Consider the following 14,766-nt stretch of genomic DNA (forward strand, 5'->3'; position numbering starts at 1 on the left):
ATGCATGATGTAAACAATGTTCATCTTCATGCCAGTGAAGATGACTTCTTTGTTTTTTATAAACCAGCAGGTGTGAGCTTTCATAGTGAACAATGTGCTGGTTTTGTCGTACTTGCTGAAGAGCATGTTAATGAGAAGCTCTATCCGGTTCATAGGCTAGATAAAGTAACATCAGGTTTAATTATATTAGCCCGTAACAAAGAAGCAGCAGCCGAATTCACTTCGCTATTTTCTGATCAAAAAATAAATAAGTTTTACCTAGCCGTAAGTGATGCTAAGCCTAAGAAAAAGCAAGGTTGGATAAAAGGGGATATGCAGAAAAGTCGTCGTGGTGCATTTAAGCTGTTAAAGAGCCAAACGAATCCTGCTATCACACGCTTTTACTCAAAAAGTATTCGACCAGGGCTTCGTGCATACTTGTTAAAGCCATTCTCTGGTAAGACACATCAGCTTAGAGTCGCGATGAAAAGCTTAGGCGCTCCAATTCTAGGTGATAGTACGTATGCTGGTAGTAAAGACGAGCGCACAAACTTGCATGCCTATGCACTACAATTTAGCTATAAAGAGCAGCTTAAAGAGTATCGATGTGATTACACTTTAGGTACTCATCTTAATGAAGTTTTTAACTCAGACGAATTCAAAGAGTGGACAGCTCCTTGGACGTTGGATTGGTAAATGAAAGAAACAACACAAGACATTCGTTTTGGTGGCATTAAACGTTTATATGGTCATCAACAATTTGATTGGTTACAACAAGCACATTTTTGTGTCATTGGAATTGGTGGCGTAGGTAGTTGGGCTGCTGAAGCATTGGCTCGAACGGGTGTAGGGCAACTAACCCTCATTGATTTAGATGATATTTGTGCAACCAATGTTAATCGTCAAATTCATGCTTTAACTGGCACCGTAGGCGAAGCAAAAGTAGAAGCGATGAAAACACGTTGTGAGCTTATAAATCCAGATATCAAAATTAATGTTATTGACGATTTCATTACGCTAGATAACATTCGTGAGCATATTCAAGGTTTTGACTATGTGATTGATTGTATTGATGCTGTAAAAGAAAAAGCTGCGCTTATTGCTCACTGTAAACGCATAAAACTACCGGTTATTACAACCGGAGGCGCAGGCGGGCAAACCGACCCTAGTCAAATCAGTTTGGGTGACGTTGCAAAGACAACCCATGATCCATTGCTTGCAAAAGTACGTTATATTTTGCGAAAACAGTACAACTTTAGTAGCAATCCAAAGCGAAAATTTAACGTTGATTGTGTTTATTCAACAGAGCAGCTTGTATATCCAACCTCTGAAGGTGAGGTTTGCCAAGCAAAACAAGGTGCAGATGGTTCAATGAATATGGACTGTAATAATGGTTTTGGCTCTGCAACTATGGTGACAGGCAGCTTTGGCTTTTTTGTTGCAGCCAAAGCGATTAGAAAATACCTCGATAAAAAACAGCGTAGTTTATAAAACTTATTGTTTTTGTTTAGCCATGGTTTGAATTTTATCAACCATGGCTTTAATACCATTACCACGAGAAGGGCTCAAATGGCTAATTAGACCGAGTCGTTCAAATTCATCATAGGCATTAATTTGCGCTGCTTGCTCCGGTGTTAGACCATTGTATAAGGCTAAAATTAAAGCCAATAGTCCTTTAACGATGCGAGTATCTGAATCGCCCGCTAATACTAGGCTGTTTTCTGTATGATCAAAGTCGATATATAGCCAAACTTTACTTTCACAGCCTTTAACTAGGGCATCATCTACTTTGAGCACTTCAGGCATAACAGGTAATTGCTTACCTAAGAGCATTATTTGGCGATATTTTTGCTGCCAGCCAGCAGCTGTTTCAATGTTTTTACTAACGGATTCAAACGCTGAATTCATAACTTATCCAAAATTAATCTAATAACTCGATACTACTTTTAACAGCACTGATAAAGGAATCGACATCAGCTTTATTGTTATATAACGCAAAACTTGCTCGTACAGTTCCTGGTATACCTAAATGGCTCATTATAGGTTGCGTACAATGATGACCACTTCGCACGGCAATGCCAAATCCATCAAGTAGGGTGGCTAAATCAAACGGATGTTCATCGCGATAATTAAAACTAATGTTACCGATGTTATCTATTTGGTTTGAATAGATATTAATACCATCAATAGCTGATAATTGTTTTATCGCATAGTCAAAAACTGTATGCTCATGTTGACGCATTTGCTGAAAATCTAACGATGTTAAATAATTTATTGCCTCACTAAAGGCAATGACACCTGCAATATTGGGTGTTCCTGCTTCAAATTTACCCGGTGCATCACGAAAAGTGCTGTGTGTTAGGCTCACTGTTTCGATCATTTCTCCACCGGTTTGATATACATCCAGCGAATTTAACAGCTCAAATCGGCCATAAAGGCCTCCTAAACCTGTCGGCCCGAGCATTTTATGGGCAGAAAATACGTAAAAATCACAGGAAATCTCTTGTAAATTAGGGCGTAAATGCATCGCTGCCTGCGCACCATCAACAACAGAAATAGCATTAATGGCTTTACATGCGCTAATGATTGGCGCTAAATCAGTGATGTTACCAAGGGTATTTGATGCATGGGTAATAGCGACTATTTTAGGCTTTTGTTGCTTGATAAATTCACTACAGTGCACGCTATTAATAGTTAAATCATTTTCTATCGGCAAAATAATGACTTCTGCACCGGTACGCTGAGCTAGCTGTTGCCAAGGGACGATGTTAGCGTGATGTTCAATAGCAGATAGGGCAATTTTATCGCCAGGATTGAGCCTCGAAGCCAGACCATTTGCGATTAAATTAATCGATTCGGTTGCCCCTTTGGTCCACACTATCTCATTATTTTTTACAGAAAAATAATCTGCAAGTAGCGTTCGTGTATGCTCATATTGGCGTGTCGCGTTTTCACTGAGTGTGTGGCGGCCGCGGTGCACATTGGCGTTCTCGTGCCTATAAAAACGGCTAAGAGCATTAATAACTGCCTGTGGTTTTTGCGAGGTAGCCGCAGAGTCTAAATACACCAAAGGCTGCTCATTGACTGTTTCATTCAGTATTGGAAAGTCAGCACGTATTTTTGTGATATCGAACATGAAAGGCCTTAAGCTACAAGAATGCGACGATTTTAATTACTTTGCACAAATAGACAAGTGCAGGGCAACAAAAAAGGCCGCATAGCGGCCTTTTTTAAACGCAAATTCGTATTAACGCTTGTCTGTTGGTACGTAATCGCGTGAAGTTTCACCAGTGTATAACTGACGAGGACGGCTGATCTTGTGACCAGGTTGAGAAAGCATCTCATCCCAGTGAGAGATCCAACCAACAGTACGTGACATTGCAAAGATTACAGTGAACATGCTTGTTGGAATACCGATTGCTTTTAAGATGATACCTGAGTAGAAATCTACGTTAGGGTAAAGTTTCTTCTCAACAAAGTATGGGTCTTCAAGTGCAATTTGCTCAAGCTTCATAGCGATATCAAGAAGTGGATCTTGAATGTTTAGCTCAGCAAGTACTTCGTGACATGTTTGACGCATTACTGTCGCACGAGGGTCGAAGTTTTTGTATACACGGTGACCAAAGCCCATAAGACGGAAAGGGTCAGACTTATCTTTTGCTTTAGCAACATACTCGTCGATACGGTCAACAGAGCCGATTTCTTCTAACATGTTAAGACAAGCTTCGTTAGCACCACCGTGCGCAGGGCCCCATAGAGATGCGATACCAGCCGCGATACACGCGTAAGGGTTAGCACCTGAAGAACCAGCTAGACGAACAGTTGACGTTGATGCGTTTTGCTCGTGGTCAGCGTGAAGCATGAAGATTTTGTCCATTGCTTTAGCAAGAACAGGGCTTACTTTGTATTCTTCAGCTGGTACTGAGAACATCATGTGTAAGAAGTTTTCAGCGAAGCTTAAGTCGTTACGCGGGTAAACAAACGGTTGACCTACATTGTATTTGTAAGCCATCGCAGCGATAGTTGGTAATTTAGCAACTAGCTTGATTGCGCTTGTTTTACGTTGTGTTGCGTCAGTGATGTCTAAATCTTCGTGGTAGAAAGAAGAAAGAGCACCTACAACACCACACAGCATTGCCATTGGGTGAGCGTCAAAGCGGAAACCTTGGAAGAAGTTTGCGATTTTAGTATCAAGCATTGTGTTGTGCGTGATTTCTTGAGCAAACGCTTCGTATTGTTCTTTAGTCGGTAATTCGCCGTTTAATAGTAAGTAGCAAAGCTCGATGTAGTTTGATTCATCAGCTAATTGCTCGATTGGGTAACCACGGTGTAATAAAACACCTTTGCCGCCATCGATGTAAGTGATTGAAGATTCACAAGAACCGGTCGACATGAAACCTGGGTCGTAAGTGAAGTGACCGTGTGAACCTAACGTACGTACGTCGATTACATCTTGGCCAGCAGTGCCTTGGTAAATTGGAAGTTCGATTGGATCAAGACCATCAATATGGACCGTGGCTTTCTTATCCGCCATCTATTTATCTCCTATTAAGATAACAACTCTGATTGTTATGTTCTGAATCTGTTTAAGCACATTCTTTTCATTTTAACGTGAAAGAGGGGTATAAAGTCAATTTTTATAAACATTATGCACAAATGGATAATAAATATTCTGCCAGGATTAAATATTATACTATTGGCTAATTCGCAAACGTCTCTTACTAAACAAGAATTGTAAAAAGACCTTTGGCTATATATACTATCCAAGGTTTTATACCGTATTGTCTGTAGGTAAACTTTATTTTTACATTTGAGTTTTGCATAAGTGTGAACTTTTTGTGTATCAACACGGTTTACTTAGATAGTTCCATCGAAATTCATTTTGATGGGTTTTAGAAAAACAAGTAGATGAGCTCCTTAGTGGGCAAGATGGGCAAGTAACTGTGAAAAAGCAAAGACCTGTAAATCTAGATCTAACAACTATATCTATGCCGGCAACGGCTAAAGCATCAATTTTTCACCGCGTCACCGGTGTAGCATTATTTTTTGCTTTAACGTTTGTCATTTGGGCTTGGTCTGAGTCTCTTTCTTCTGCAGAAGGTTTTGAATTCGTCAAGGGTCTGTTCAGCGGATTCATTGCCAAATTCATAGCATGGGGCACCATTTCTGTATTGGCGTATCACTTAATCGGTGGTATCCGTCATATCATTATGGACATGGGTCACTGGGAAGAACTTGAATCAGGTAACTTCAGCGCTAAAGTTGCATTAGCTTTAGGTGTTGTAGCTGCAATTCTAGCAGGAGTGTGGATATGGTTTTAAATCAAGCAACTCTTAAACGTGATGGTGTACAAGATTTCGTATCACTACGTGCAACAGCATTAATAATCAGCGCTTACGCGATTTTTATTATCGGCTATTTTTTATGTACGCCAGAAGTCACTTTCGAAGCCTGGCAAGGCCTATTCTCTAACCTAGCAATGAAAGGGTTTACCTTAATCACCCTAGTTTGCATCATGGTTCACACCCGTATCGGCCTTTGGCAAGTTCTTACTGACTATGTTAAATGCGCTAAATTACGTGCTGTTTTAGGCTTTGTATTAAACCTTATGGCTGTTGCTTACGTAGCAATTGGTCTAATCGTTTTATGGGGTGTTTAAGTGAATTATTCTGTTCGTGAATTTGACGCAGTAGTGATTGGTGCCGGTGGTGCGGGTATGCGCGCAGCACTAGCTATCACTGAATCAGGCAAAACCTGTGCACTTATCTCTAAAGTTTTCCCTACACGTTCTCACACTGTGTCTGCACAGGGTGGTATTACGGTTGCTCTGGGTAACTCACATGAAGATAACTGGGAATGGCACATGTACGATACGGTTAAAGGTTCCGATTTCATCGGTGACCAAGACGCTATCGAATATATGTGTAAAACAGGCCCAGAAGCTATTACTGAATTAGAAAACATGGGTTTACCATTTTCTCGTTTTGAAAATGGCCGTGTTTACCAACGTCCTTTCGGCGGTCAGTCGAAAAACTTTGGTGGTGAACAGGCTGCACGTACAGCTGCAGCAGCTGACCGTACTGGTCACGCGCTATTACACTGTTTATACCAACAGAACGTTAAAAACAAAACTAACGTATTCTCTGAGTGGTACGCACTAGATTTAGTTAAAAACAGCGACGGTCACGTTGTTGGTTGTACAGCAATCGACATCGAGTCTGGCGAAGTTGTTTACTTCAAATCAAAAGCTGTTGTTTTAGCAACAGGTGGTGCAGGCCGTATCTACGCATCGACAACGAATGCACACATCAATACTGGTGACGGTGTTGGTATGGCTACACGTGCTGGTGTTGCAATGCAAGATATGGAAATGTGGCAGTTCCACCCAACAGGTATCGCCGGTGCCGGTGTACTTGTAACTGAAGGTTGTCGTGGTGAAGGTGGTTACCTTCTAAATAAAGACGGCGAACGCTTCATGGAACGTTACGCACCAAATGCTAAAGACTTAGCGTCTCGTGACGTTGTTGCTCGTTCAATGATGACTGAGATCCGTGAAGGTCGTGGTTGTGATGGTCCTTACGGTCCACACATCAAGCTTAAGCTTGACCACTTAGGTGAAGAAACACTTAACTTACGTCTTCCAGGTGTATGTGACCTTGCGAAAACATTCGCACACGTTGATCCAGCTAAAGAACCAATTCCAGTTATCCCAACATGTCACTACATGATGGGTGGTGTTCCAACTAACGTAAATGGTCAAGCATTACAAATTGATGCAAACGGCCAAGAGAAAGTAGTTGAAGGTTTATTCGCTGTTGGTGAGATTGCATGTGTATCTGTACACGGTGCTAACCGCCTAGGTGGTAACTCACTACTTGACTTAGTTGTATTCGGCCGCGCAGCTGGTAACTTCTTAGGTAAGTACCTTAACGGTGTTGAAGCAGGTAAAGATGCGTCTGATTCAGACCTTGAAGCATCACTTGCACGCTTTAACCGTTGGGAAAACTCTAAAGCTGGCCAAGGTGAAGACCCAGTACAAATCAAGAAAGACCTTCAAATGTGTATGCAACTTAACTTCTCGGTATTCCGTGAAGGTGATGCAATGGCAACAGGTCTTAAAGAGCTTAAAGAAATTCGTGAACGTCTTCAGTACGCTCGTCTTGACGACAAGTCGACTGAGTTCAACACTGCACGTATCGAATGTCTAGAGCTTGATAACTTGATGGAAACAGCATACTCAACAGCAGTAGCTGCAAACTTCCGTACAGAAAGCCGTGGTGCACACTCTCGTTTTGATTTCCCAGATCGTGATGACGATAACTGGCTATGTCACTCTATCTATAACCCAGTTACAGATGAAATGACAAAACGTGAAGTAAACTACGCGCCGAAACTGCGTGAAGCTTTCCCACCTAAAGCACGTACATACTAGGAGCGAGACGATGGCACAAGTACAATTTTCGGTTTATCGTTACAATCCAGATGTTGATAATGCACCACGTATGCAGGACTTCTCGCTAGAAACGCAAGAAGGCCAAGATATGATGGTATTGGATGCGCTTATGCAATTAAAAGAGCAAGATCCAACATTATCATTCCGTCGTTCATGCCGTGAAGGTGTGTGTGGTTCAGACGGTATCAACATGAATGGTAAAAACGGTTTAGCGTGTATTACTCCTTTATCAACGCTACTTAAAGGTGGCAAAGGTAAAATCGTAATTCGTCCTTTACCAGGTTTACCAGTGGTACGTGACCTTGTTATTGACATGAGTCAGTTCTACACTCAATACGAAAAAGTTAAGCCTTACCTAATCAACGACACGCCTGCGGCGGGTGAGCGTCTTCAGTCAATCGAAGAACGTGATAAGTTAGATGGCTTATATGAGTGTATCTTATGTGCATGTTGTTCAACATCGTGTCCTTCGTTCTGGTGGAATCCAGACAAGTTCATCGGTCCTGCGGGTCTTCTTCATGCTTATCGTTTCTTGGCTGATAGCCGCGATACAGCTACTGAAGAGCGTCTTGCTGACCTTGACGATGCGTTCAGCGTGTTCCGTTGTCACAGTATCATGAACTGTGTTAGCGTGTGTCCAAAAGGTCTTAACCCGACCAAAGCAATTGGACAAATCAAATCAATGCTTTTAAACCGCGCTGTTTAAAGCTTGAATATGTAAGGTGGTTAAGTGATTAACCACCTTGTTTTTACAACAATTAATTTCTGCGCTAAAGAAAAGGGCTTATAAATGCACGAAGGTGTGATGAAGGCATGGCTAGAATCTTCTCACTTAAACGGCGGTAACGTTGCTTACGTAGAAGAGCTTTATGAAGCGTACTTAGATGATGCGACTTCTGTGCCAGAAGAATGGCGAGAAGTGTTCGAACAATTACCAAAAGTTGATGGTGTGGATGTTGACGTTAAACATTCAGAAGTTCGTTCACAATTTGCACAGCTTGCTAAAAACAAGCATAGAGAAGTAGTGGTAGCAGAGGGTGGCTCTGGCGATCCTAAACAGGTCAAGGTGCTACAACTTATTAATGCTTTCCGTTTCCGTGGTCACCAAAATGCCAACTTAGATCCATTAGGTATTTGGCAACGCGAACGTGTTCGTGATCTAGAATTAGAGTACCACGATTTATCTGAAGCTGATTTTGACCGTGAATTCAATGTGGGTTCGTTTGCTGTCGGTCGCGAAACCATGCCATTAGGTGAGCTATATCAAGCACTCAAAACGACTTATTGTGGGTCGGTAGGTGCTGAGTATATGCACATCACTTCAACTGAAGAAAAACGTTGGTTACAACAACGTTTAGAATCAGTGCAATCACGTCCAACGTTCTCTAAAGAAGAAAAGCTACGTATCCTTAAAGGATTAACAGCTGCAGATGGCCTTGAAAAATATTTAGGGGCTAAGTTCCCTGGTGCAAAACGTTTCTCACTTGAAGGTGGTGACGCATTAGTACCAATGCTTAAAGAACTAATTCATCGTGCAGGTGAAAGCGGACAAAAAGAAGCTGTTATTGGTATGGCTCACCGCGGTCGCTTGAACGTACTAGTGAACGTTTTAGGTAAAAACCCATCAGAATTATTCGATGAGTTCGCTGGTAAACACAAAGACACATTAGGCTCAGGTGATGTTAAATATCACATGGGTTATTCATCTGACTTTGCAACTAACGGTGGCAACGTGCACATGGCACTTGCATTTAACCCGTCTCACTTAGAAATCGTTAACCCGGTGGTTATGGGTTCGGTACGTGCTCGTTTAGACCGTCTAGGTGATAAGTCAGGTATTAAAGCATTACCAATTACTATTCACGGTGACTCTGCAATCGCAGGTCAAGGTGTTGTACAAGAAACATTTAACTTATCGCAAACTAATGCATTTAGTTGTGGTGGTAGTATCCGTATCGTTGTTAATAACCAAGTTGGTTTCACAACGTCTAAACAGTCTGATGTACGTTCTACACCATACTGTACTGATATTGCGAAAATGGTTCAGGCACCAATTTTCCACGTTAACTCTGACGATCCTGAAGCGGTTGCATTTGTTACTCAAATCGCACTTGATTTCAGAAACCAGTTTAAACGTGATGTAGTGATTGATTTAGTATGTTATCGCCGTCATGGTCATAACGAAGCGGATGAGCCGAACGCGACTCAACCACTTATGTACCAAAAAATCAAAAAGCATCCAGTACCTCGTCTAATTTACGCAGATCAATTAGTTGCTGAAGGTTCATTCTCAGAAAATGAAGTTAAAGCACTTGCTGATGATTACCGTAACGGTTTAGACAAAGGCAACTGTGTTGTTGAAGAAATTCAACTAGAAACATCGCACTCTTCTGATTGGGCTAAGTTTGTTGGTCATGATTGGGATGTTGAGTACGATGCAACAGTGTCGGTTGAGAAGTTAAAAGAGCTTGGCGAAAAAGTAGCAAGCTTCCCAGAAAGCCACAAAGCACAGTCGCGCGTTAAGAAAATCTACGACGACCGTAAGCTAATGGCAACAGGTGAAAAACCACTTGATTGGGGTATGGCTGAAACACTTGCTTATGCAACGCTTGTTGATGCGGGTACTGATATCCGTTTAACAGGTCAAGATTCAGGCCGTGGTACATTCTTCCACCGTCATGCTGTTGTTCATAACCAAACTGACGCATCAACATACTTGCCGCTGCAAAATATCAGCGAAAAGCAAGGTGCATTTGAAGTATATGACTCAGTTCTTTCTGAAGAAGCAGTACTTGCATTTGAATATGGTTACGCAACAGCTGAACCTACGTCACTTGTAATGTGGGAAGCACAATTTGGTGACTTCGCTAACGGTGCACAAGTTGTATTTGATCAATTCTTAAGTTCAGGTGAGCAGAAGTGGGGCCGTTTATGTGGTCTTACATGTTTACTTCCACATGGTTATGAAGGTCAAGGTCCTGAGCATAGCTCGGCACGTTTAGAGCGTTTCTTACAGTTGTGTGCTGATCACAACATGCAAGTATGTGTTCCTTCAACACCTGCGCAAGTTTATGCAATGCTTCGTCGTCAATCTGTACGTCCACTTCGTCGTCCATTGATTGTTATGACGCCTAAGTCGCTACTTCGTCACCCGTTGGCAACATCTTCACTTGAAGAGTTATCTGAAGGTGTGTTCCACAATATGATCGATGAAATCGATGATATTGCAGCAGATAAAGTAGATCGCGTTGTATTCTGTAGCGGTAAAGTTTACTACGAACTACTACAAGAGCGTCGTAAGCAAGAATTAAATAACATTGCTATTGTTCGTGTAGAACAATTATATCCATTCCCACACGCTGAGATGGATACAATCATGCAGCGTTACCAACACGTTAAAGATTTTGTTTGGTGTCAAGAAGAGCCGCAAAACCAAGGTGCATGGTATTGTTCTCAACACCACTTTGTTGACGCAATCCCAGCCGGTGCTAAATTAACTTACGCAGGTCGTAAAGCATCAGCATCACCAGCGTGTGGTTACATGTCAGTGCATAATAAAGAACAACAAGCGCTAATTGCAGATGCGCTTACTATTGAAAAGAAAGGATAAGCAATGAGCACAGAAATTAAAGTTCCTGTACTTCCTGAGTCGGTTGCTGATGCTACAGTTGCAACTTGGCACGTAAGTGTTGGCGACAAAGTAAGCCGCGACCAAAACTTAGTAGATATTGAAACAGATAAAGTTGTTTTAGAAGTTGTTGCACCAAATGACGGTGTAATCACTGAAATTTCACAAGAAGAAGGTGCAACGGTACTTGGCGAACAAGTAATTGCATTACTTGGTGATGCAGATGCTGCACCAGCAAGTGACGACTCTGCACCAGCTAAATCAGAAGACGCGCCAGCGGCGCAATCAGCACCAGCATCAGAAGGTAAAGAAGTGGACATTAAAGTACCTGTACTTCCAGAATCAGTCGCAGACGCGACAATTGCTACTTGGCACGTTCAACCAGGTGAAGCGGTAACTCGCGACCAAAACCTTGTTGACATCGAAACTGATAAAGTTGTTCTTGAAGTTGTTGCTCAAGAAGACGGTATCATGGGTGAGCACATTCACGCTGAAGGCGAAACAGTACTTGGTGAGCAAGTAATTGGTACAGTTAAAGCGGGTGCAGCACCGGCAGCAGCAGCTCCTAAAGCTGAAGCAGCACCAGCAAGCGAATCAAATGACAGCTCTGACGTATTAACGCCGTCAGTTCGTCGTTTAATCGCTGAGAAAGGCCTTGATGCATCAAAAATCAAAGGTACTGGCAAAAATGGCCGTGTAACTAAAGAAGATGTTGATACATTCTTAAAAGCACCGGCAGCAGCTCCTAAAGCGGAAGCAGCAGCGCCAGCAGCACCTATGGGTGACCGTACACAAAAACGTGTTCCTATGACTCGTTTACGTAAAACAATCGCTAATCGTCTTCTTGAAGCGAAAAACTCAACTGCAATGTTAACGACTTTCAACGAAGTTAACATGAAGCCAATCATGGACCTTCGTAAGCAGTACCAAGAAGTATTCGAAAAGCGTCACGGTATCCGTTTAGGCTTCATGTCTTTCTACGTGAAAGCAGTTACTGAAGCACTTAAGCGTTTCCCTGAAGTAAATGCGTCTATCGACGGTGATGATATTGTTTATCACAACTACTTCGACATCAGCATCGCGGTTTCTACACCACGTGGTCTTGTTACTCCAGTTCTTAAAGACTGTGACAAGCTATCAGTTGCTGAAATCGAAAAAGGTATCCGTGAGCTAGCGCTTAAAGGTCGTGACGGTAAATTATCAATTGATGACATGACAGGTGGTAACTTCACTATCACTAACGGTGGTGTATTCGGTTCATTACTATCTACACCAATCATCAACTTACCACAGTCTTCAATCTTAGGTATGCACAAAATCCAAGAGCGTCCTATGGCTGTAAATGGTAAAGTTGAAATCTTACCTATGATGTACTTAGCGTTATCTTATGATCACCGCCAAATCGATGGTAAAGAATCAGTAGGTTTCTTAGTAACAATTAAAGAGTTACTTGAAGATCCGACTCGTTTACTACTAGATGTTTAATCTGGTTGTATGAAAACTAAGCTGTGAACCTCGTTCACAGCTTTTTTTTTGCGCCTTTGGTCTAACTGGGGTTTTCATGTGGAGCCTTGGGATTTATACTAAGTGCGCAATTTGGGATAGCTGTTTATTTTGCATAAATATTCAGCTCTTTTAGTATAAAAAATTGGATAAAGCATCATGAATTTGCATGAGTATCAGGCAAAACAACTTTTTGCCGAATATGGTTTACCAGTTTCTCAAGGTTTCGCTTGCGATACACCTGAAGAAGCTGCAGCAGCTGCTGAGAAAATCGGCGGTGATATGTGGGTTGTTAAAACACAGGTTCACGCAGGTGGCCGTGGTAAAGCTGGCGGTGTTAAGCTAGTTAAAACAACTGACGAAGTTAAAGAGTTCGCTGCGAACTGGTTAGGTAAAAACTTAGTTACTTACCAAACAGACGAAAATGGTCAGCCAGTATCAAAAATTCTTGTTGAAAGCTGCACTGACATCGCTAACGAATTATACCTTGGCGCTGTAGTAGATCGTGCTTCTCGTAAAGTTGTTTTCATGGCATCTACTGAAGGTGGTGTTGAAATCGAGCAAGTTGCAGAAGAAACTCCAGAACTAATTCACAAAGCTGAGATCGATCCACTAGTTGGTCCTCAAGCTTACCAAGCTCGTGAGTTAGGCTTCAAACTAGGTTTAAACCCTACTCAAATGAAACAGTTCGTTAAGATCTTCATGGGTCTTGCTAACATGTTCAACGATTTCGATTTCGCTCTATTAGAAATCAACCCGCTAGTAATCACAGACGAAGGTAACCTTCACTGTCTAGACGGTAAAATCGGTGTAGATGGTAACGCGCTTTACCGTCAACCTAAAATCCGTGAAATGCACGATCCTTCACAAGAAGATGCGCGTGAAGCTCACGCTGCAAGCTTTGAGCTTAACTACGTTGCACTAGACGGTAACGTTGGTTGTATGGTTAACGGTGCAGGCCTAGCAATGGGTACTATGGACATCGTAAACCTACACGGTGGCAAGCCAGCTAACTTCCTAGATGTTGGTGGCGGTGCAACTAAAGAGCGTGTATCTGAAGCATTCAAGATCATCTTATCTGACGACAACGTTAAAGCTGTTTTAGTTAACATCTTTGGTGGTATCGTACGTTGTGACATGATCGCAGAAGGTATCATCGGCGCAGTTAAAGAAGTAGGTGTTAACGTTCCTGTAGTAGTACGTTTAGAAGGTACTAACGCTGAACTTGGTCGTGAAGTACTAGCTAGTTCTGACCTTAACATCATCGCTGCTGAATCACTAACAGACGCAGCTGAAAAAGTTGTTGCTGCTGCGGAGGGCAAATAATGTCTGTATTAATCAATAAAGATACAAAAGTTATCTGTCAAGGTTTCACAGGTGGCCAAGGTACTTTCCACTCTGAGCAAGCGCTTGAGTACGGTACACAAATGGTTGGTGGTGTAAGCCCAGGTAAAGGCGGTCAGACGCACCTTGGTCTTCCAGTATTCAACACAGTACGTGACGCTGTTGAAGCAACTGGCGCAACTGCATCAGTTATCTACGTACCAGCACCTTTCTGTAAAGATGCAATCTTAGAAGCAATCGATGCTGGCATCGAGCTAATCGTTTGTATCACTGAAGGTATCCCAACACTAGACATGGTTGACGTTAAAGTTAAGCTTGATGAAACTGGTGTTCGTATGATCGGTCCTAACTGCCCAGGTGTTATCACTCCGGGTGAAACTAAGATCGGTATCATGCCTGGCCACATCCACAAGCCTGGTAAAGTAGGTATCGTATCACGTTCTGGTACTCTTACTTACGAAGCGGTTAAGCAAACTACTGACGCTGGTTTCGGCCAATCAACATGTGTTGGTATCGGTGGTGACCCAATCCCTGGCACTAACTTCATCGACGTTTTAGAAATGTTCGAAAAAGACGAGCAAACTGAAGCTATCGTTATGATCGGTGAAATCGGTGGTACTGCAGAAGAAGAAGCTGCAGAATACATCAAGCACAACGTGACTAAACCAGTTGTTTCTTACATTGCGGGTGTTACTGCACCTCCAGGTAAGCGTATGGGTCACGCTGGTGCAATCATCGCAGGCGGTAAAGGTACTGCTGATGAGAAATTTGCTGCATTAGAAGCTGCTGGCGTAAAAACTGTACGTTCATTAGCTGATATCGGTAATGCACTTAAAGAGAAAACAGGCTGGTAATCAGT

13 protein-coding genes are annotated in these 14,766 nt (G+C 42.2%); 10 read left to right on the plus strand and 3 right to left on the minus strand.

Annotated features, from left to right (window positions below; all coding sequences use genetic code 11):
• The gene (locus AADY36_RS07855) at positions 1–675 is read left to right on the plus strand and encodes a TIGR01621 family pseudouridine synthase (protein ID WP_342408802.1); all 675 of its coding nucleotides are present in this window, start codon (positions 1–3) and stop codon (positions 673–675) included.
• Positions 676–1,470: a tRNA cyclic N6-threonylcarbamoyladenosine(37) synthase TcdA gene (gene tcdA / locus AADY36_RS07860; RefSeq protein WP_342408803.1), complete on the plus strand. Its 795-nt coding sequence runs from the start codon at positions 676–678 to the stop codon at positions 1,468–1,470.
• Between the two features lie 3 nt (positions 1,471–1,473).
• Here tcdA and AADY36_RS07865 read toward each other — a convergent pair whose 3' ends face one another.
• The 3 genes from AADY36_RS07865 to AADY36_RS07875 form a co-directional block, all read right to left on the minus strand.
• Positions 1,474–1,887, minus strand: a complete 414-nt coding sequence (locus tag AADY36_RS07865) for a SufE family protein (RefSeq protein ID WP_055197255.1) — start codon at positions 1,885–1,887, stop codon at positions 1,474–1,476.
• Between the two features lie 13 nt (positions 1,888–1,900).
• Entirely contained in the window at positions 1,901–3,115 is a 1,215-nt protein-coding gene (locus AADY36_RS07870) for an aminotransferase class V-fold PLP-dependent enzyme (protein WP_342408804.1), read from the minus strand.
• Positions 3,116–3,226: 111 nt separating this feature from the next.
• Positions 3,227–4,513: a citrate synthase gene (locus tag AADY36_RS07875; RefSeq protein WP_054551373.1), complete on the minus strand. Its 1,287-nt coding sequence runs from the start codon at positions 4,511–4,513 to the stop codon at positions 3,227–3,229.
• Positions 4,514–4,922: 409 nt separating this feature from the next.
• Here AADY36_RS07875 and sdhC point away from each other — a divergent pair, with 409 nt between their 5' ends.
• The 8 genes from sdhC (at position 4,923) to sucD (ending at position 14,761) form a co-directional block, all read left to right on the plus strand.
• Positions 4,923–5,300, plus strand: a complete 378-nt coding sequence (gene sdhC, locus AADY36_RS07880; RefSeq protein ID WP_082401567.1) for a succinate dehydrogenase, cytochrome b556 subunit — start codon at positions 4,923–4,925, stop codon at positions 5,298–5,300.
• Positions 5,291–5,638, plus strand: a complete 348-nt coding sequence (gene sdhD / locus AADY36_RS07885; RefSeq protein WP_054551371.1) for a succinate dehydrogenase, hydrophobic membrane anchor protein — start codon at positions 5,291–5,293, stop codon at positions 5,636–5,638. Before sdhC ends, sdhD begins: the two co-directional genes overlap by 10 nt.
• A complete protein-coding gene (gene sdhA, locus AADY36_RS07890) occupies positions 5,639–7,411 on the plus strand; it encodes a succinate dehydrogenase flavoprotein subunit (protein WP_054561569.1) in 1,773 nt (590 codons plus the stop codon).
• A 10-nt stretch (positions 7,412–7,421) separates the two neighbouring features.
• Positions 7,422–8,138, plus strand: coding sequence for a succinate dehydrogenase iron-sulfur subunit (locus AADY36_RS07895; protein WP_054551369.1), 717 nt, complete (start codon positions 7,422–7,424; stop codon positions 8,136–8,138).
• Positions 8,139–8,222: 84 nt separating this feature from the next.
• On the plus strand, positions 8,223–11,042 hold the full coding sequence (locus AADY36_RS07900) for a 2-oxoglutarate dehydrogenase E1 component (protein ID WP_342408805.1): 2,820 nt from the start codon (positions 8,223–8,225) through the stop codon (positions 11,040–11,042).
• Positions 11,043–11,045: 3 nt separating this feature from the next.
• Complete coding sequence (odhB, locus tag AADY36_RS07905; protein WP_166340241.1) at positions 11,046–12,545, plus strand: 2-oxoglutarate dehydrogenase complex dihydrolipoyllysine-residue succinyltransferase; 1,500 nt, start codon at positions 11,046–11,048, stop codon at positions 12,543–12,545.
• Between the two features lie 177 nt (positions 12,546–12,722).
• Positions 12,723–13,889 carry an ADP-forming succinate--CoA ligase subunit beta gene (gene sucC / locus AADY36_RS07910; RefSeq protein WP_054561566.1) on the plus strand — a complete coding sequence of 389 codons (1,167 nt, stop codon included), beginning with the start codon at positions 12,723–12,725 and terminating at the stop codon, positions 13,887–13,889.
• Complete coding sequence (sucD, locus tag AADY36_RS07915) at positions 13,889–14,761, plus strand: succinate--CoA ligase subunit alpha (protein WP_054561565.1); 873 nt, start codon at positions 13,889–13,891, stop codon at positions 14,759–14,761. The genes sucC and sucD overlap by 1 nt, the downstream gene beginning before the upstream one ends.
• The last annotated feature ends 5 nt before the right edge of the window (positions 14,762–14,766 follow it).

Origin of the sequence: Pseudoalteromonas sp. D15MCD-2 (genome assembly GCF_038562745.1) — a bacterium.
Lineage (GTDB): Bacteria > Pseudomonadota > Gammaproteobacteria > Enterobacterales > Alteromonadaceae > Pseudoalteromonas.